Origin of the sequence: Methylocella sp. (assembly GCF_041905455.1) — a bacterium.
Taxonomy (GTDB): domain Bacteria; phylum Pseudomonadota; class Alphaproteobacteria; order Rhizobiales; family Beijerinckiaceae; genus Methylocapsa.
In genome coordinates this window covers 1-17,114 of record NZ_JAYRLA010000009.1, presented here as the reverse complement: position 1 = coordinate 17,114, position 17,114 = coordinate 1, and the positions used below count along the sequence as shown (strand labels likewise).

Genomic DNA, 17,114 nt, shown 5'->3' with positions numbered 1-17,114 from the left:
AATTTCTGACGGCGCGCCGCGCCGTCCCGCGCTTGCCGGCGTCCGGCCCTCTCCCCCATCTCGGGTCCATGGCGTCGGCTCACTTCCTCTCCCTTACGCCCGCCGGCCTTTATTGTCCGGCGGGCGATTTCTTTGTCGATCCCGTCCGTCCCGTTCCGCGCGCGATCGTCACGCATGGGCATTCCGACCACGCCCGCGCCGGACATGGCGCCGTGCTCGCGACGCGCGAGACCCTCGCGATCATGGCGCTGCGGCTCGGTCCCGAGTTCGCCGGCTCGACGCAGGCTCTCCCCTACGGCGAAACGCTGCGGGTCGGGGCGATCGACGTCAGCCTGCATCCGGCCGGCCATGTGCTGGGCTCCGCGCAGATCAGGATGAGCGACTCCCGCGCCGTCGTCGTCGCCTCGGGCGACTACAAGCGCGAGGAGGACCCGACCTGCGCCCCTTTCGAGCCCGTCGCCTGCGACCTGTTCATCACCGAAGCGACTTTCGGCCTGCCGGTGTTCCGCCATCCGCCCGCCGGCGACGAAATCGCCCGCCTCCTCGATTCCCTGCGCCTGTTTCCCGAGCGCGCGCATCTCGTCGGAGCCTATGCGCTGGGCAAGGCGCAGCGTCTGATCGCCCTCCTGCGGCGCGCCGGCTACGAGCGGCCGATCTATCTGCATGGCGCGATGGAGAAGCTGTGCGCCTTCTACGCGGCGCAGGGCGTCGAACTCGGCGCGCTCGAGCCCGTCGCAGGCCGGAGCCGGGGAGACATGGGCGGCGAGATCGTGCTCTGTCCGCCCGGCGCGCTGCAGGATCTATGGTCGCGCAAATTTCCCGATCCCGTCGCCGTCTTCGCCTCCGGCTGGATGCGGGTGCGGGCGCGCGCCCGCCAGCGCGGCGTCGAGCTGCCGCTCGTAATCTCCGACCACGCCGACTGGAGCGATCTGACCCGCACCATCCTCGAGACCGGCTGCGCGAAAACCCTCGTCACCCATGGCGAGGCCGAGGCGCTCGTCCATTGGGCGCGCGGCGCCGGGCTCGAGGCCGAGCCCCTGCATCTGCTCGGATACGGAGATGAGGAAGCGGAGACGGCGGAGGCGGAGGCGGAGGCTTCGTCTTGAAGGCTTTCGCCGAACTGCTCGACCGCCTGTCCTTCGAACCGTCGCGTCTCGGCAAGCTGCGGCTGATGGACGATTATTTCCGCCGCGCGCCGGACCCCGAGCGCGGCTACGCGCTCGCCGCCCTCACCGGCGCGCTGACTTTCCCGCACGCCAAGCCCGGCCTCGTGCGCGGCCTGATCGCCGAGCGCGTCGATCCGGTCCTGTTCGCGCTCTCCTACGATTACGTCGGCGATCTGTCGGAGACCGCCGCCCTGCTCTGGCCGGCGCAGGGTGCGTCCTCCGGCGCGCCGCCCCCGCTTTCCGAGGTCGTGCGCGAGCTCAGGCTCGGTGGCAAGCTCGACCTCGCGCGAAAGCTCGGCGCCTGGCTCGACGCGCTCGACGAGACCGGACGCTGGGCGCTCCTGAAGCTGATCACCGGATCGCTGCGCGTCGGCGTCTCGGCGCGCCTCGCCAAGACGGCCGTCGCCGCGCTCGGCGGCAAGGCGCCGAACGAGGTCGAGGACGTCTGGCACGGGCTCGAGCCGCCCTATCTCGACCTTTTCGCCTGGCTCGAAGGCCGCGAGGGCAAGCCCGATTCGCGCGATCCGGCGCCGTTCCGGCCGGCGATGCTGGCGCACGCCATCGAGGAGCGCGAACTCGCCGCGCTTGTCCCGGCGGAGTTCTGCGCCGAATGGAAATGGGACGGAATCAGGGTCCAGGCCGCCTGCGGCGCCGACGCCTCGGGACGGCGGATCGCGCGCCTCTTCTCGCGCGCCGGCGAGGAGGTCTCGCACTCTTTTCCCGACCTCGCCGAGGTCGTCGCGAGCCTGCCATTCTCCGATTTCTCGCTCGACGGCGAGCTTCTGATCCTGCGCGAGGGACGCGTCGAGCCGTTCGGGGCGCTGCAGCAGAGGCTCAACCGCAAGACCATCTCGGCGAAGCTGCTCGCCGAATTTCCCGCCCATATCCGCGCCTATGACCTCCTCAGCTTAGAAGGCGAGGATCTGCGCCCCCTGCCCTTCATCGAGCGGCGCGCCCGGCTCGAAGCCTTCGTCGCCAAAGCCGCCTCGCCGCGCCTCGACCTTTCGCCGCTCGTGCCTTTCACGGACGTCGACGAGCTCGCGCAAGCGCGCGCCGACCCCGCCGCGTTCGGCGCCGGCGTCGACGCCGAGGCGATCGAGGGGCTGATGCTGAAGCGCCGGGACTCGATCTATGTCCCCGGCCGGCCGAAGGGCCTCTGGTTCAAGTGGAAGCGTGACCCATTCCTGATCGACGCCGTGCTGATGTACGCCCAGCGCGGCCACGGCAAGCGCTCTTCTTTCTATTCCGACTTCACCTTCGGGGTGTGGGCGCAGGAGGACGGCGGGCGGCGCCTCGCGCCGGTCGGCAAGGCCTATTTCGGCTTCACCGACGCCGAGCTGCGCAAGCTCGACCGCTACGTCCGCGACAACACGTCGAACCGCTTCGGCCCGGTGCGGGAGGTCGTCCATGGGGAAGCGCAGGGCCTCGTGCTGGAGATCGCCTTCGAGGGGCTGAATCGTTCGAGCCGGCACCGGTCCGGGCTCGCCATGCGCTTTCCGCGCATCTCCCGCATCCGCTGGGACAAGCCGGCGCGCGAGGCCGACGCGATCGAGAGCCTCGAGGCGTTGGTCAGGTGAATGGAGCGCGTCGCGAGCGGGCGATTGCGGCGGCCCGGCGCCCTGCCTTATTTTAGCCGCCTAAGTTTCCTGTTATACACGATTGAAGCTCGCGGCGCACCTTGGCGTTGAACGCTGCGCTCGGCGGCGAGGCGCCGGATCGCGCGGCGCCGAGGCGGTTCGCCGCCGCCCTCCGTCTCGACGGCGACGCAAATTCGCTTGCGCGCCGCATCGATCGCCGCCGCGCCGGCCATGCGCTGCGCAGGCCCGCGCGGGCCGATCCAGAAAAGGGCGCTAAGGACGCCACGATGAGACTTCCCCGCCCCGATCCAATCGCGCCAGCCGTCCCCGCCGCGCCGGCGCGAGCACAGAGCGCCGCGCCGCCCGCGCGCCTGCGAAACCAGGAACGCCCATGCCCATGATCGCGCTGGTCGACGACGACCGCAACATCCTGACGTCCGTCTCGATCGCCCTCGAAGGCGAAGGCTACAGGGTGCAGACCTACACCGACGGATCGACCGCCCTCGACGGATTGCGCTCCGACCCGCCCGACCTCGCCATCTTCGACATCAAGATGCCGCGCATGGACGGCATGGAGCTTTTGCGCCGGCTGCGCCAGAAATCCGACCTGCCGGTGATCTTCCTCACCTCCAAGGACGAGGAGATCGACGAGCTGTTCGGCCTCAAGATGGGCGCCGACGACTTCATCCGCAAACCCTTCTCGCAGCGTCTCCTGGTCGAGCGCGTCAAGGCCATCCTGCGTCGCGCCAACCCCAAGGACGCCACCGCGCAGAAGGAGGCGGACGCCAAGATTCTGGAGCGCGGCCTCCTCAAGATGGACCCCGAGCGCCACGCCTGCACGTGGAAGGACGATCCCGTCACCCTGACCGTCACCGAATTCCTCATCCTTCAGGCGCTCGCGACGCGTCCTGGAGTCGTCAAGAGCCGCAACGCCCTGATGGACGCGGCCTACGACGACCAAGTCTACGTCGACGACCGGACGATCGACAGCCACATCAAGCGGCTGCGCAAGAAGTTCAAGGCGGTGGACGACGAGTTCGAGATGATTGAGACCCTCTACGGCGTCGGCTACCGATTCAAGGAGTGACGCCCGGCGGATCGAGGGGGCTTAGCGGATGACGCTGGAGCTGCGGGAAGACGCCGGGCCGGACCGCGAGGAGATCGCCGCGCGACGCGCCAAGCGCATGCGGCGCAGCGTCTCGACGCGCGCGCGCTCGCTGCTGCGCGCCGCCGCCTCGAGGTTCTCGTCCTCGCTGACCCGCCGCATCGTGGTGCTGAACCTCGGCGGCCTCGTCGCCCTGCTCCTCGGCTTCCTCTATCTCAACCAGTTCCGCGAGGGCCTGATCGACGCGCGGTTGCAGAGCCTGCAGACGCAAGCCGAGATCATCGCCGCGGCGATCGCAGCCTCCGCCACCGCCGACACCGACGCGATCACCATCGATCCCGAGAAGCTGCTTCAGCTCGCGCCGGGCGAGAGCTACGGGCTTTCCGAAGACGCCGCGCCCTCCTTCGAGTTCTCGATCAATCCCGAGCGCGTCGGCCCCGTGCTGCGCCGGCTCGCCTCGCCGACGCGCACGCGCGCGCGCATCTACGACCGCGACGGCTACCTCCTGCTCGACTCGCGCTCGCTCGCGAGCCGCGCCAACATCCTGCGCTTCGACCTGCCTCCGCCCGCCGCGAGCGAGGAGCCCTCGGCGCTCGAACGGCTCTGGATCAGGACCAAGGGCCTGCTCTGGCGTTCCGGCCTGCCCGCCTATGAGGAGGACGGCGTCGACAACGGCAACATCTATCCGGAGGTCGCGCGCGCGCTTTCCGGACAGGCCCAGTCGGTCGCGCGCGTCAACGCGAAGGGCGAGACGATCGTTTCGGTGGCGGCGCCGATCCAGCGCTTCCATACGGTGCGCGGCGCCGTGCTGCTTTCGACGCAGGGCGGCGACATCGACAAGATCATCGCCTCCGAGCGCTGGGCGATCGTGCGGATCTTCCTCGTCTCCGCGATCATCATGTTCCTTCTGTCGTCGTTCATCGCCGGCACCATCGCCGAACCGATCCGCCATCTCGCCGAGGCGGCCGAGCGGGTGCGGCGCGGCACCAAGCTTCGGCGCGAGATTCCCGACTTCACCGACCGCTCCGACGAGATCGGCCATCTGTCCGGCGCGCTGCGCGACATGACCAGCGCGCTCTACAACCGGATCGCGGCGATCGAGAGCTTCGCCGCGGACGTCGCGCATGAGCTCAAGAACCCTCTCACCTCGCTACGCAGCGCGGTGGAGACGCTGCCCAACATCAAGAAACCGGAATCGCGCGAGCGCCTGCTCGAGGTCATCCAGCACGACGTCAGACGCCTCGACCGGCTCATCAGCGACATTTCCGACGCCTCGCGCCTCGACGCCGAGCTCGCGCGGGCCGACATGGACGTCGTCGACCTCGAGCAGATCCTCAAGGCGGTGGTCGACATCGCCAACCAGATCAAGGGCGACGACGGCGCGCACGTCAGCTTCACCGTCGCGCGCGGGCGTCACCACGACCGCGGACGCAGCGCCTTCCATGTGCTCGGCCACGATTCCCGCCTCGGCCAGGTGTTCACCAACCTGATCGACAACGCCCGCTCGTTCTCCTGCTCCGGCGGCTGGGTGCGCGTGCATCTGCGCCCGGCGGAGGAGCGCGAGGACGACGTCTGCGACCGCCCCCCGCGCGACGGCTTCGAGATCACCGTCGACGACGACGGGCCGGGCATTCCCGCCGACGCCTTCGAGCGAATCTTCGAGCGCTTCTACACCGACCGCCCGTGCCAGGGCTTCGGCCAGAACTCCGGGCTTGGCCTGTCCATCTCGCGCCAGATTATCGAAGCGCACGGCGGGCGCATCACCGCCTCGAACCGCCTCGGGCAGCCGACCGAGGACGACGACGAGCCGCCCGTGCTCGGCGCGCGCCTCGTCATCTGGCTGCCGCGCTCGCGCGCCTGAGGCTCTGGACTTGCCCCGCGCGGCGGCGTTCTCCCACGCGAGCGCCGTCGTGATCGGCGAATCGGGCGTCCTCATCCGCGGCGCCTCGGGCGCCGGCAAGAGCGCGCTCGCGCTCGCCCTGATCGAGGCCGCGCGCCGCGCCGGCGCCTTCGCCGCCCTCGTCGGCGACGACAGGATCGCGCTCTCGCCCGCGCATGGGCGGCTGATCGCGCGCGGGCACCCGACGATCGCCGGCCGGATCGAACGGCGCGGAATCGGCGTGCTGACCGTCGAGGCCCTGCCCGCCGCCGTCGTCCGTCTCCTGATCGACCTCGTTCCGCCGGCCGAGGCGTCGCGCCTGCCGGACGGGCCGGACGACCATCGCCTCGATCACGACGGATGGGACTTCAGCGGCCTGCCGCGCGCCGCCCTCGAGGGAATCGAGCTGCCGCTCCTGCGTCTGCCCGCCGGCGCGCCGGGGGAGCTCGCGGCGGCGATTCTGCTGCGGCTGCGGCCGGCGCATCCTCCGACAAGGATGCAACATTTTTGACAGCGGCGACGACAAAATTACATATTAGCGCGCAAGTCGCCTCATTTCACTTGCCAAGGCGGCCGCGACGCACAAAATGAGCCGCCTACGCCGACTAAAGCGTTTCGCGGAGCTTCCCACGCCGCGCAACGACGGAGAACGAGCTTGCAGATCAGAGTCTTGGCTCTGATCGGCCCTATCTGAAACCTGTAGGTTCGACGTCAGGCCGCACGGCCGGCCGAGCGAGCGAGCAGCGCGTGGACTTTACCCCTTGAGCATCGTTTCGCCCGCAGGCGCCGCTTTCCGACCGTCACATTCCGCCAGCGAGGCGTCGCCGTGATCGGCATGGTGCTCGTCACCCACGGTCACCTCGCCACCGCATTCCGCGCGGCGCTCGAGCATGTCGTCGGCCCGCAAAAACAGGTCGCCACGATCTCGATAGGCCCGGACGACGACATAGAACGCCGCCGCCAGGACATCATAGACGCGGTCGAAGAGGTCGATTCAGGCGGCGGCGTCGTCATTCTCACCGACATGTTCGGCGGCACGCCGTCCAATCTCGCGATCTCGGTCATGAACGGCTCGCAGATCGAGGTCGTGGCCGGCGTCAACCTGCCGATGCTGATCAAGCTCGCCTCCGTGCGCGACGCCTCGAGCCTTGAGCAGGCGGTGATCCAGGCGCAGGACGCAGGACGCAAGTATGTCTATGTCGCAAGCCGGGTGCTGAGCGGAAAATGAGCGTGGCGGAAATCCCGTTCGAAGAGGAGGATCCCTGCGGCTGCGGCGAGCACGAGCCTTTCGCGCCGCCGGACGGCGCCCTCGTGCGCGAGATGACCATCGTCAACCGCAAGGGCCTGCACGCCCGCGCGACGGCGAAGTTCGTTCGCTGCGTCGAGCGCTTCGACGCCGACGTGCTGGTCGGACGTTGCGGCGAAATGGTCGGCGGCACCTCGATCATGGGCATACTGACGCTCGGCGCCGCGCTCGGCATGAAGATCACCGTCTCGGTCACCGGCCGCCAGGCGCAGGAAGCGCTCGACGCCATCGACGCGCTGGTCGCGGACAGGTTCGGCGAGGACGAGTGAGCGCCGCGCCGGAGCCGCCGCCCTTCTCGCCCGAGGAGGTCGAGCGCTACGCCCGCCATATCGTGCTGCGCGGCGTCGGCGGCCCCGGGCAGCGCAAGCTGCGCGAGGCGCGTGTGCTGGCGGTGGGCGCGGGCGGCCTCGGCGCTCCGCTCATCCAGTATCTTGCGGCGGCCGGCGTCGGCGAAATCGGGATCGTCGACGACGACGAGGTGTCGCTGTCAAACCTGCAGCGGCAGGTGCTCTACGCGACGGCCGACGTCGGCCGGCCCAAGGCGCAGGTCGCGGCCGAGGCGGTCGCCCGCCTCAACCCGCATGTGCGCGCGACGCCGCACGTGCTTCGCCTCGGCGCGGACGAGGCCCGCGCCCTCGTCGCCGGCTATGACGTCGTCGCCGACGGCTCGGACAATTTCGCCACGCGCTACATCGTCTCCGACGCCTGCTTCTTCGAGCGTCGGCCGCTCGTCACGGCGGCGCTCGGCGCCTTCGACGGCTCGCTCACGGTGCTGCGCCCGTACGAATCGGGGAATGACGGACGGCCCAATCCGACCTATCGCTGCCTGTTTCCCGCGCCGCCGCCCGAAGGCTTCGCCCCGCCCTGCGCCGAGATCGGCGTGCTCGGCGCGCTCGCCGGCGTGCTGGGCTCGATGATGGCGCTCGAGACGATCCGCGAGATCGTCGGCTTCGGCGAGGGGCTCGTCGGCCGACTGATGCTCGTCGACGCGCTCGACATGCGCGTCGAGACGCTGCGCTACGCGTGGGATCCCGCCAATCCGCTGAATGGAGAGGCCGCCCGCGCGGCGGCTGACGCGGGCGGACGCTGACGGGACGGGCGTTGACAGCGCGCGGGCGAGCCACTAGATGACGGCTTCGCTTCGGCCCGAAGCGCCTTCGGGCCTCGCCCGTTGGGGGATAGTTCAACGGTAGAACAGCGGACTCTGACTCCGTTAATCTTGGTTCGAATCCAGGTCCCCCAGCCACTGTTTCTATTGGCATTTCTGTCATCGGCCGCCGTCCATTAATCGTCGGTTTGCCGAACGGTTTCCAAAACGATGGCCTGCCTCACGTCTCGGCGAGGCCGTCGCCGCTCCGCGCCTCGAGCTTGCGCACCTTGCGCTCGAGGTCGCCGACATGCCGCTCCAGCTCCGCATTGCCCGCCTTGAGCGCCCTGTTCTCCCCGCGCAGCTCGGAAATCTCCGCGAACAGGCTCTTGACCTGTCGGTCGTAGCCTTCGAGCACGTCGCGCACGCGCGCCTCGATGATGCCGTCGAGCATCGGCTTGCGCTGGATGAGCGCGACGGCGACGGTGCCGAGCGTCCCGAGGGCTGTGCCGATGCCGCCGGAGATCAGGTGCGACCAGGAGCCCATCAGGGATTCGGCCATTGTCAGCGCGTCCCCGCCGGCGCGCCGCACCAGGCGACGCGGCGCGCATTGTTCCCCTTGGCGTCCTCGATCGTGATCGGATGGTCGGTCGAGGCCCAGCGCTGGCCGCGCCAGTCCTTGCAGACGCGGGCGGAGATGTCATTTGTCGATGCGCCACCCGTCGTCACGCATCCGGCAAGCGGGATCGTCGAGGCAAGCGCGAGCGCGAGCGTCCATTTCGGCGGCGGCTGCATTGGTGTCGTCCAGATGCTTGAGGGTGTCGGAGGCGAGCGCGGCGCGGCCCTCGCTCCAGCCCGCCCGATAACCGGCCGCGTGGCCGATCTTGAAGCCGGCGAAGCCGCCGGCCGAGGCGATGGCGAGCACGCCGACGCCGATCAGCGCCGCGCGCAGGGTCAGCCAGGAGGGGAGCGCGATCAAGACGCGTCCTCCCTGAGCTGCTGACGGCGCAGGAACCAGATCAGGACGCCGGCGCCAATGATGACGACGCAGGCGAGCAGCGGCAGGCCGAACGCCTTGATCGCGCCTGCGACAGAGTCATGGGCGCTCGTCGCCGCCGTCGCGATCTGCGATACCGTGTCAGCCAGCGGGATGGTCGCCGCCGCCGCGGAGACGATGGCGGCGTTGCCCGTCTTGCTCGTCGCCATGCTCGCCTTGGGCGCGGCGACCTCGACGGCGACGGTCGGCGTCGCGACGCCAATGTCCTTCGTCTCGGCGGTGAACAGATCGACCTCCGCCTGACGCCTGCGGACGAGCCCCCGCAATGTCTTGCCTCCGGCCTTGGTCCACGCCATCAATTCGGTCGGCACGAGGTCTTTGCGGCCCGCGTTGAGGCGCTTGAGCAGCGTCGAGCGGTCGAGAGCCCCCGTGTTGAAATCGAACGAGACGAGCGCGTCGAACTCGTTCTGCTTGAGCGGGACCTTGACGAGCGCGTTCACGCGGTCGACGAAGCGCTGCGCGTCGCGCATGAAGATGGCGTCGGCTTCCGCCTGCGTGATCGTCATGCCGGCCTTGACGACGGGCGCGCCGGCGGCGGACGAGTGGCCCCAACCGATCGTCGGCACGCCAGCACTGTCGCGGTAGGCCGCCAGCTTGCAGCCCTCGAAGGATTTGATGAGGGCGGCGCCCTCGGGTCCGAGCTTCATGGAGTCCTCACGGGGTGTAGGAAATGACATGGCCGAGCCCGGTCAGCTCGGTCTGCAAGGCGGGGATCGAGATGCTGTCGAGCGCCGTCGCCTCCATCACGGCCTTGGCCGCCCAACGGCCGACCGCCGCGCCGAACGCCATGCGCCAGAAGTCGATGCGCAGCGAGGACATCGCCACGGCCGACGCCGACGGCGTGATCGTGAGCAGGTTCACGCTCTCGGAATTGAGCGGCCGCGCCGCGCGCGCGGGAATTTGATAGCCGGGGACGACCTGCCGGACGGATGTGTCGGGGTTGGCCCCGAGCCCGTCGCGGATGTAGCCGGCGACGCCCGCCTTGGTGACCGCGAGCAGCCGGTGGGTGTGGTTGTCAATGCTGTACGCGCCGACGCTGAGCGTGTCCGCCTTCGTCGTGTTCACCTGCAGGTCGTCCTGCTTCATCACGTACTGGCCGACGAGGCGGCGGCTATCGCGCAGGTAGATGTGGTAGGGCCAGCCGGTCTGCGTCACGCCATAGATGCTCGACGACGCCGTGCCGTCGAGATGCTCGTCGCGGCAGAGCGAGAGCGCACGGCAATAGGCCTGCGTCGTCGGGTTCACCGAGGCGTCGTTCTGCAGGAACCACAGCCACCCGGCCTTTTCGGCGTACATCTTCATGAAGATGGCGGAGCGCGCCGCGACGTCGCCCGCGCCCCAGCCCTTGATGTAGTCGAAGCCCGTGTCGTCGTTCATGTCCCCCTTGCCGAAATTGGTCCAGGAGACGCCATACGGACGCCAGTTCGGGTCGCCGAGCGGCGCGCCGCGGCGCAGGTATTCGAACAGGCTGGGGTCGTAGTTCGACGGCTGGGCGACGAGCTTCACATTGTCCGGCCGCCTCGTCAGCGCAAGGCGCCAGCCGCCGACCTGCATGGTGTCGTCGGCGTCGCCGGGGCTGGCCCCGTCCGGATAGGCGGAGTAGCCGTTGATCAGGTTGCCGAGGCCGTCATAGCAGTCGGCGGGCGTGAAGGTGTCCCACACGGGGTAGAAGCCGGCGAGGTTCTCGCCATATTGCGCGGCGCTCTCGCGCCCCGTCGCCAGCGTGCAGCCGGCCAGCGCGAGCAGGTCCTGCTCGTCGGTCCCGTCGATCCCGACCGTGAAACTGATCACGTCGCCGCTGGCGAAGGTGACGGAATTCGTGGTCTGGCCCGTCTTCGCGACGCTCACGGCGCGATAGGTCGGCCCGAAGAAGGGCGTCACGCCGTAGAAGCGCAGCATCTCGCCGAACACGACTTCGGAGAGCCACGGGACCTGCCGGGTGAGGTTCCGCGAGCCGCCGGACGCCGCGGTGACGCGCGTGAAGAAGCTGTTCGGGATCCAGCTCCCGAGCATCTTCGAGCCGTAGCGCCCGAGGTCGGTGACCCCGAGTCCCGCGCTGAACGGCGCGCCGATATGGGAGGCGTGGTGGCCGATGCCGACCTTCGCGCCGCGCTGCGCCGCCGCGCAGGCGGCCACGATGGCGCCGGGATGCGAACCATAAATGAAGACGTCGAAGGTTGCCGCGCCCATGATTGTTCCTCAGCCGAGAAGGGTGGCGATGCCGTCGCCGGTGAAGCCGACGTGGGCGGTCTGGCCGTTCGAGAGGGTCTTGAGCCCGGCGACGTCGACGGTGAAGCCGCCGCTCGCCTGATGCGAGACGCGGAATTCGCCGCTGCCGATGCAGGTGTTGCTCGCGATGGTGACGGAGCGGTTCGCGGTCATGGCGCCGGAATAGACGAGCACGCGGCCGTCGAGGTGCGGCGTGTAGGTCTTGTTCGCGTTCGTGACCGTGGTCACGTTCGGCTGGTTGCGCACGCGCTGGCAGCGCACGCTCTCCTGTCCCGTCGTGCCGGGGGACGCGCCGATGTAGAGCGGGACGTCGGTCCCGATATTGTCGACGCCGACCGAGCCGATCCAGACGTCGGCGAGCGCGCCGGAGAGGTTGATCGCGTAGTCGACGCCCTTCGCCTCCAACGCCTCGATGCGCACGCGGCTCGCGGCCCCCTTGAGCGCCTTCGTCGCCGCGTTCGACCGGAAGACGTATTCGACGACCATCAGGCCGCGGATATCGACGTCGGAGGAGAGGGTGAAGATCGAGGCGGCGGGATTGAACTGGAGGATTTTCGTCGGGCCATAGCGCCCCGAGCTCGTGAACTCGATGCGCTTGCCGGCCGGCAAGGTGATCTCGCTGGTGAAATAGAGCGTCCGGTCGATGACGATGGTGTTGTACTCGTTCAGCATCGCCAGCAGCGCGCCCTGGTTCGACCACACGCCCGACGGGCTGATGTAGTCGCTGACGTAGCCGACCCGGCTGACGGCGCGCGAGATCGTCCGCGGGAAATAGATGGTCGCCGAGGAGCGGGGCCGGTCGGTCGGCAGGTCGAACGAGGTCAGGTTGCGCGGCGTCGCGACGCGCGGCCCGTAATAGGGCTGCCACGGCCCCATGAGCGCCGCGCCCGCGCCCTGCAGGCCAGCGCCGGTGTCGGCGTTGAACCCATGTCGTCGGGCCGGCGTCGACGACGGCCACGGACGGCGACGCCAGCGCCCAGGTCGTCCCGCCGTAGAGCACGCCGTCGTCGCCGGCGGCGACGTAGAACGGCTGGCGGATCGTCGCGCCGGTCGCGTAGGAGTCCGGCCGCCCGAGGGTGTTCGACGTCATGTCATAGATGCGCGGCCCGTTCTCGACGGGATTGTTCTGGTTCGGCAGCAGGACGGCGTCCTTGTCGCCGATGGTCACCCCGTCGATCACCAGCGCGCCGCCGGTCAGCTTCGGATTGCCGATGTTGACGGACGAGGGCGAGACGGCGACGACCTCCACGGTGACCGCGGGGCCGCCCGAGCCGGTGTAGTCGAGGGTCCATGAATTCGGATCGCCGGGGTCCGTGCTGACGCCGATGTCGACGCCGCCATGGAGGCGGACGAGCGCCTTGGTCGGGTCGAGCTTCACCGTCCAGTCCATCGTGTCGGCGGCGTGCTCGACGACGACGGGGCTGTCGGCGCCGATATGCGGAATCTGCGTCCCGTCGAGGCCGATCTCATAGGTGAGGCCGCGCTTTTCGACCTTCACCGGGCTGTCGCCGATGATCTGGGCCGGCAGTTGCGGCGCGACGCTGAATGAATTACCGGCCATAGGCTCCACCTGCATAAATAGGCAGCAGCCCGATCGCGAGCTGCTGGATGATTTCGGGTTCGTGGCGCGCCCAGATCGTCATGCCGGCCTCGTAGTAGCCGGGCATGAGGCGCAGGGGCGCGAGCGGGATGTTGATCGAGAGGACGCCGCTATCGAGCCGCAGGCGGCCGGTTCCGTCGTCGAGGTCGATCTGGAGCACGGGGATCGAGGGCGTCGGGACGCCATAGGCGAAGGCGCCGTAGCCGCCGTAGAAACACCCCTGATCGCCGTAGCCGCGCGGCGACTTGAACCACACCTGCATGGCGACGCCGACGTCGGCCGTATCGAGCGGCGAGGCGTCGTCCTCGGTGCGCAGCAGGACCTGCTCGAACCAGGTCTCGACGTTGGAGCGCTGCGCGAAATTCGTGACGTACATCGCGCCCTCACAGCTTCAGGTAAAACGTGCCCAGCCGCGTCGGCTGGATCATCGGCGTGGGCTGGCCGCCGCCGGCGTCCTTCGTCTCGGTGATGCCGGTGTAGGAGAGCCCGGTGTTGTCGGAGCCATAGGCGGCGGCCGTCGTGTCGCCCGATCCCTGCGGGACCGAACTCGCCGGGCCGTGGATCGCGTGCGAGTGCTGCTTGTCCTCGATCGCGTGCTTGTGCGCGGGGAGCCATTCCGTCTTGAGGGCGAGCGACATGACGCCGGCGCTCGCGCCGACGCGGCGGGCGTCGGGAAACCACGAGCCTCGGAACGACAGGTTCGCGCCCGCGACGGTCGGCGCGGCGGCGAGCGTGACCTCCGTCCCCGAAATCGCGGCGATCTTGCCCTGCGCCTTGTCCTTGATCGTGGCGTACATGCCGACCGCGAGGCCGTCGGCGGACGCGACCGTCACTTTGGTCGAGCTGATGTCCGCCGTGCAGGTGGTGATGGCCTGCGCGAGGTGCTCGGACGTCGAGCCGCCCATGTCGTCGAGGCCGGCGGCGACGCGCGCCTGCATGGTCGGGACGACGATCTTCTTCGAGGCGCCCCAGTCCGCGCCGGCCGACGCGCCGCGCCCGCCGGTGACCGGAGCGACGTCGTCGTCGCATTGCGTCCAGAGGAAGGCGAACAGGGCTTGCGCGTCGTCGGAGGCGAGCTCGGTCGCGCCGGAGTTCGGATTGCCGATGGTGTTGCCGTTCATCCGCACGAAGCCGGGCAGCGTGCCCTTGCGCAGCATCCATATGGCCTGTCCCGTCTGGAGGAGCTGGCTCGCCGAAGTGACGACGACGTCGCCGCCGCTGTCCGGCGGGGCCGGGTTCGGAATGTCGCCGACGTCGGAGATGAGCGCGCCGCCCGCCGTGGTGATCTTGCGGCGATAGGGCCCGTAGGGCAGCCAGATCGGCGGGAGGACGCCGCAGAGGTCGGCGACGACCGGCCACGGGTGCGCGACTTCCAGCGCCGCGTCCTGGTATGTGACGATTGGCACTGTGGTCGCGCCCGAATAGAAGAACGCTTTCGCTCCGCGGGCGAAGTCCCCTGCGGCGGTGAAGATCGGCACAGGCTGGGGATTGAACAAGAAGCCCATCAACGCGCACCTCTTTCAGGAGTGGCCGTCAGCTGTACCTCCTTCGAAAGCTCCAGCAACGCCAGCCCGTTTCGGAACGTCTCAAGTTTCCGCCCGGTGGCGAGGTCGCAGAACAGGAGCATGTTGTTGTAGGCGTTGGCCCTATCTTCCTCGATAACGCGCAACGAGCCAATGCTGGTATCCAGGTTCGTAAGCGTATGGCTCTCAACCTCAAACCGATTACCGGAGGCCGCCTCAAACAGGTCGCCGATGGAGTTGATCGCGCCGGGAGTGTCTGATTCGATCCGCACCCGGGCGAGGCAGTTTTTAGCTGCGCGGCCCATAATCACGAGGCCGAGGCTTGTCACAACATCGACGGAAACATCAAGGTCCAGCTTGATAGCGTTCGTAGGCGCGCCGATATTGATCATCTGAGATGGCGTCCCCGTCTCGCGGATCGCCATCTTGATCTTGCCGCCTTGCACGATGGTGGCCCCGCCACCCTGCGCTGGGGCAGCAGCATAGTCATAACTGAAGACGGCGACGGTCGCTGAGGTGGCGTTCGTGGTCGCTGTCGCGTGCCGCGCATATTGGCTGGTAGGCGCCGGTCAGGCCCGAGAAGCCGGACGCCGGAAACTTGCCGATGATCGCGGTGACGACGGCGCCCGGCGGCAGGATAAGCCGCTTCTCGTCGCCTGAACTCGACGGCCAGTACTGGGCGAAATTCTTGATGTAGGCGTATTTCTTGCGCGGCTGCGCCTCGGACGTCCCACCCGCGCCCGCCGCCTGCGCGGAGGTGAAGCCGCCCGAAGAGCCGGCCGCGCTGACCTGAAAGTCATTCGCCCAGGTGTCGAGGCCGCCGCTGTTGTTCACGCCGCGCATGCGCGTGCCGGAGATCACGCCGCCAGCGAAGCCGGCGAACGAGCACCATGTCGCGAAATCCTGAGGAACCGTGCACTCGTCGAACAGGATCGAGCCGCCCCAGCCCTGCACGCTGCCCGCGTTGACCACGAAGGAGCATTGGTAGTCCGCCTTGAGCTGCATGTTCGAGAAAGAGGCGCGCGCGCCGCGGCCGATCGTGCACCAAGCGCTTTTCGCCGTCGTCGCCGTCTCGAGGATGGTGATGTTGCGGAAGCTGACCGCGAGAATGCCCTGGTCAGCGATGCGCAGGAGCTTGGCGTTGGCCCCGCGCAGCTCGAAGCGGTTGTCGCTGAACGAGCAGGCGTCGGAGATCAGCGCCGACGGCATGTCGAGCGCCCAGAAATCGACGCCCGGCCCCGTCGAATTCCCCATGATGATGGAGCCGCCGACGAAATGGACCGCGCCGCCGCCGAGGCCGGGGTTGTAGCCGCTGCCGTTCGGATTGATCTGGACCAGCGGTCCCATGATCAGCTCGCAAGAACAGCCGACATGCACGTGATTGAGCGACTGCGCGTTACTGATGTTGTAGTGCCTCTGCGCGAATTTATACTCGCATTGCATATGGTATATTTCGGAGCAGACGGCGTTGCCGTCGAACCAGAAGTTCGTCCCGAAACCATAGACGCCGACGCGGAAGAACTTGAACGCCTGAGGCTGGACGCTCGGGCTGTCGAAGCCCGACAGCTTCATGAAATAGGTGTTCGATCGGATCGACGAATAGGCCCAGCCGCCGTCGACGTCCGGCGCTACGCCCTGAAAGCCGAGGTCGTAGAAGGCGCAGCCGATCAGCGAATTGAACGCCGTCGGGCTGCTCAGCATGAACACGGGCGATCCGGGGTTCGCGCCGCTGGCGAAACGCAGGATCGAATTGCCCATGCCCTCGCCGGCGAAGACGATGCGCACCGATCCCGCCTGCGTGTTCGGGTTCTGCGTGAGGATGTTGCCGAGCGGGTTCCCCGTCGTCGTGTTGATGAGGTAGACGCCGGCTGGGAAGAACACGACACCGCCGCCGGCCGCATAGGCCGCGCGCACGGTCGCGGTGATCGCCGCGGTGTCGTCGGTCACGCCGTCGCCGGCCGCAGCGACAGCGCCGACGTAGGTCGGGAACTTGACGTTGAACGGCGTCTGGTAGGAGCCGGCCGGGACGCCCCACGATTTGTCGCCGCGCAAGAATTTCGTCGTGTCGCCGCCTGCGGGTATCTGCGCCAGCGACGCGGCGCCGGTGAGCCCGGAGAAATCCGTCGCCCCGCCCCCGCCCGCGGGCGTCGACCAGGTCATGTCGCCGCGCAGATAGGTGCTCGCCGCCGCCGCCCTCCTTGAGGCGCCCGGCCACGCTGGCGACGGCTGACAGCAGGGTGCGGCGCGTCTCGGGCTCATCGCCTCCCTTGGTGAGTTCGTCGCGGAGGTTCCCGACGAGCGCACTGACTTCCTCGCCACCCTCCTTGAGGCGGCCGGCTACGCTGATGACGGCCAGTAGCAGCGCACGGCGGGTCTCGGGAGCGATGTCTGACTTGAGTTTCTGGCATAGGTCCTTGACGAGCGCATTGGCATTCTCGCCGCCCTCCTTGAGACGCCCGACATCACCTACATCCGCACGCACGAAGGCTTCGCCTACCTGGCGGTCGTGCTCGATCTCTTCTCGCGCCGCATCGTCGGATGGTCGATGCAAGCGCGCCAGACGACCAATGTCGCCCTTCAGGCGC

19 protein-coding genes, 1 tRNA gene and 1 pseudogene are annotated in these 17,114 nt (G+C 68.5%); 12 read left to right on the top strand and 9 right to left on the bottom strand.

The features are described 5' to 3' along the window. Window positions 1-68: 68 nt before the first annotated feature. The 9 genes from ACE3OG_RS09230 to ACE3OG_RS09190 all read left to right on the top strand — a co-directional run bounded on the left by ACE3OG_RS09230 (window position 69) and on the right by ACE3OG_RS09190 (window position 8,279). The gene (locus tag ACE3OG_RS09230) at window positions 69-1,106 is read left to right on the top strand and encodes a ligase-associated DNA damage response exonuclease (protein WP_374307870.1); all 1,038 of its coding nucleotides are present in this window, start codon (window positions 69-71) and stop codon (window positions 1,104-1,106) included. After that, window positions 1,103-2,743, top strand: a complete 1,641-nt coding sequence (locus ACE3OG_RS09225) for a cisplatin damage response ATP-dependent DNA ligase (protein ID WP_374307868.1) — start codon at window positions 1,103-1,105, stop codon at window positions 2,741-2,743. The genes ACE3OG_RS09230 and ACE3OG_RS09225 overlap by 4 nt, the downstream gene beginning before the upstream one ends. A 391-nt stretch (window positions 2,744-3,134) precedes the next feature. Further along, a complete protein-coding gene (locus ACE3OG_RS09220; protein WP_374307866.1) occupies window positions 3,135-3,830 on the top strand; it encodes a response regulator in 696 nt (231 codons plus the stop codon). A gap of 28 nt (window positions 3,831-3,858) precedes the next feature. Next, a complete protein-coding gene (locus ACE3OG_RS09215) occupies window positions 3,859-5,709 on the top strand; it encodes a stimulus-sensing domain-containing protein (RefSeq protein WP_374307864.1) in 1,851 nt (616 codons plus the stop codon). 10 nt (window positions 5,710-5,719) lie between these two features. Further along, entirely contained in the window at window positions 5,720-6,238 is a 519-nt protein-coding gene (locus ACE3OG_RS09210; RefSeq protein WP_374307862.1) for an HPr kinase/phosphorylase, read from the top strand. A gap of 315 nt (window positions 6,239-6,553) precedes the next feature. Continuing rightward, a complete protein-coding gene (locus ACE3OG_RS09205; protein WP_374307861.1) occupies window positions 6,554-6,955 on the top strand; it encodes a PTS sugar transporter subunit IIA in 402 nt (133 codons plus the stop codon). 92 nt (window positions 6,956-7,047) lie between these two features. After that, entirely contained in the window at window positions 7,048-7,302 is a 255-nt protein-coding gene (locus tag ACE3OG_RS09200; RefSeq protein WP_374308128.1) for an HPr family phosphocarrier protein, read from the top strand. Next, the gene (locus tag ACE3OG_RS09195) at window positions 7,299-8,123 is read left to right on the top strand and encodes a ThiF family adenylyltransferase (RefSeq protein ID WP_374307859.1); all 825 of its coding nucleotides are present in this window, start codon (window positions 7,299-7,301) and stop codon (window positions 8,121-8,123) included. The genes ACE3OG_RS09200 and ACE3OG_RS09195 overlap by 4 nt, the downstream gene beginning before the upstream one ends. Before the next feature lie 82 nt (window positions 8,124-8,205). Further along, a tRNA-Gln gene (locus tag ACE3OG_RS09190) sits at window positions 8,206-8,279 on the top strand. An 82-nt stretch (window positions 8,280-8,361) separates the two neighbouring features. On the opposite strand, the gene ACE3OG_RS09185 is transcribed toward ACE3OG_RS09190, so the two are convergent. From ACE3OG_RS09185 to ACE3OG_RS09165, 5 genes are all read right to left on the bottom strand, one after another. Continuing rightward, window positions 8,362-8,682, bottom strand: coding sequence for a hypothetical protein (locus ACE3OG_RS09185; RefSeq protein ID WP_374307857.1), 321 nt, complete (start codon window positions 8,680-8,682; stop codon window positions 8,362-8,364). A 138-nt stretch (window positions 8,683-8,820) separates the two neighbouring features. Continuing rightward, complete coding sequence (locus ACE3OG_RS09180; RefSeq protein ID WP_374307856.1) at window positions 8,821-9,099, bottom strand: hypothetical protein; 279 nt, start codon at window positions 9,097-9,099, stop codon at window positions 8,821-8,823. Further along, on the bottom strand, window positions 9,096-9,824 hold the full coding sequence (locus tag ACE3OG_RS09175) for a lysozyme (protein WP_374307854.1): 729 nt from the start codon (window positions 9,822-9,824) through the stop codon (window positions 9,096-9,098). Before ACE3OG_RS09175 ends, ACE3OG_RS09180 begins: the two co-directional genes overlap by 4 nt. Before the next feature lie 7 nt (window positions 9,825-9,831). Then, window positions 9,832-11,367 carry an FAD-dependent oxidoreductase gene (locus ACE3OG_RS09170; RefSeq protein ID WP_374307852.1) on the bottom strand — a complete coding sequence of 512 codons (1,536 nt, stop codon included), beginning with the start codon at window positions 11,365-11,367 and terminating at the stop codon, window positions 9,832-9,834. A 9-nt stretch (window positions 11,368-11,376) separates the two neighbouring features. Beyond that, window positions 11,377-12,282, bottom strand: coding sequence for a hypothetical protein (locus ACE3OG_RS09165; protein WP_374307850.1), 906 nt, complete (start codon window positions 12,280-12,282; stop codon window positions 11,377-11,379). A gap of 275 nt (window positions 12,283-12,557) precedes the next feature. Between ACE3OG_RS09165 and ACE3OG_RS09160 the strand changes: the two genes are divergently transcribed. Both ACE3OG_RS09160 and ACE3OG_RS09155 read left to right on the top strand, forming a co-directional pair. Then, window positions 12,558-12,686: a hypothetical protein gene (locus ACE3OG_RS09160; protein ID WP_374307848.1), complete on the top strand. Its 129-nt coding sequence runs from the start codon at window positions 12,558-12,560 to the stop codon at window positions 12,684-12,686. Between the two features lie 59 nt (window positions 12,687-12,745). Next, complete coding sequence (locus ACE3OG_RS09155) at window positions 12,746-12,955, top strand: hypothetical protein (RefSeq protein WP_374307846.1); 210 nt, start codon at window positions 12,746-12,748, stop codon at window positions 12,953-12,955. 1 nt (window position 12,956) lies between these two features. Here the strand turns inward: ACE3OG_RS09155 and ACE3OG_RS09150 are convergent, their stop codons facing one another. From ACE3OG_RS09150 to ACE3OG_RS09135, 4 genes are all read right to left on the bottom strand, one after another. Then, the gene (locus tag ACE3OG_RS09150; RefSeq protein WP_374307844.1) at window positions 12,957-13,382 is read right to left on the bottom strand and encodes a hypothetical protein; all 426 of its coding nucleotides are present in this window, start codon (window positions 13,380-13,382) and stop codon (window positions 12,957-12,959) included. A gap of 7 nt (window positions 13,383-13,389) precedes the next feature. Continuing rightward, window positions 13,390-14,511, bottom strand: a complete 1,122-nt coding sequence (locus tag ACE3OG_RS09145) for a hypothetical protein (protein WP_374307842.1) — start codon at window positions 14,509-14,511, stop codon at window positions 13,390-13,392. Continuing rightward, entirely contained in the window at window positions 14,511-14,954 is a 444-nt protein-coding gene (locus ACE3OG_RS09140) for a hypothetical protein (RefSeq protein WP_374307840.1), read from the bottom strand. The genes ACE3OG_RS09145 and ACE3OG_RS09140 overlap by 1 nt, the downstream gene beginning before the upstream one ends. A 61-nt stretch (window positions 14,955-15,015) precedes the next feature. After that, window positions 15,016-16,689 carry a glycosyl hydrolase family 28-related protein gene (locus ACE3OG_RS09135; RefSeq protein WP_374307838.1) on the bottom strand — a complete coding sequence of 558 codons (1,674 nt, stop codon included), beginning with the start codon at window positions 16,687-16,689 and terminating at the stop codon, window positions 15,016-15,018. Window positions 16,690-16,987: 298 nt separating this feature from the next. Between ACE3OG_RS09135 and ACE3OG_RS09130 the strand changes: the two are divergent. Further along, window positions 16,988-17,114: pseudogene (locus ACE3OG_RS09130) on the top strand (DDE-type integrase/transposase/recombinase); the annotation flags it as partial.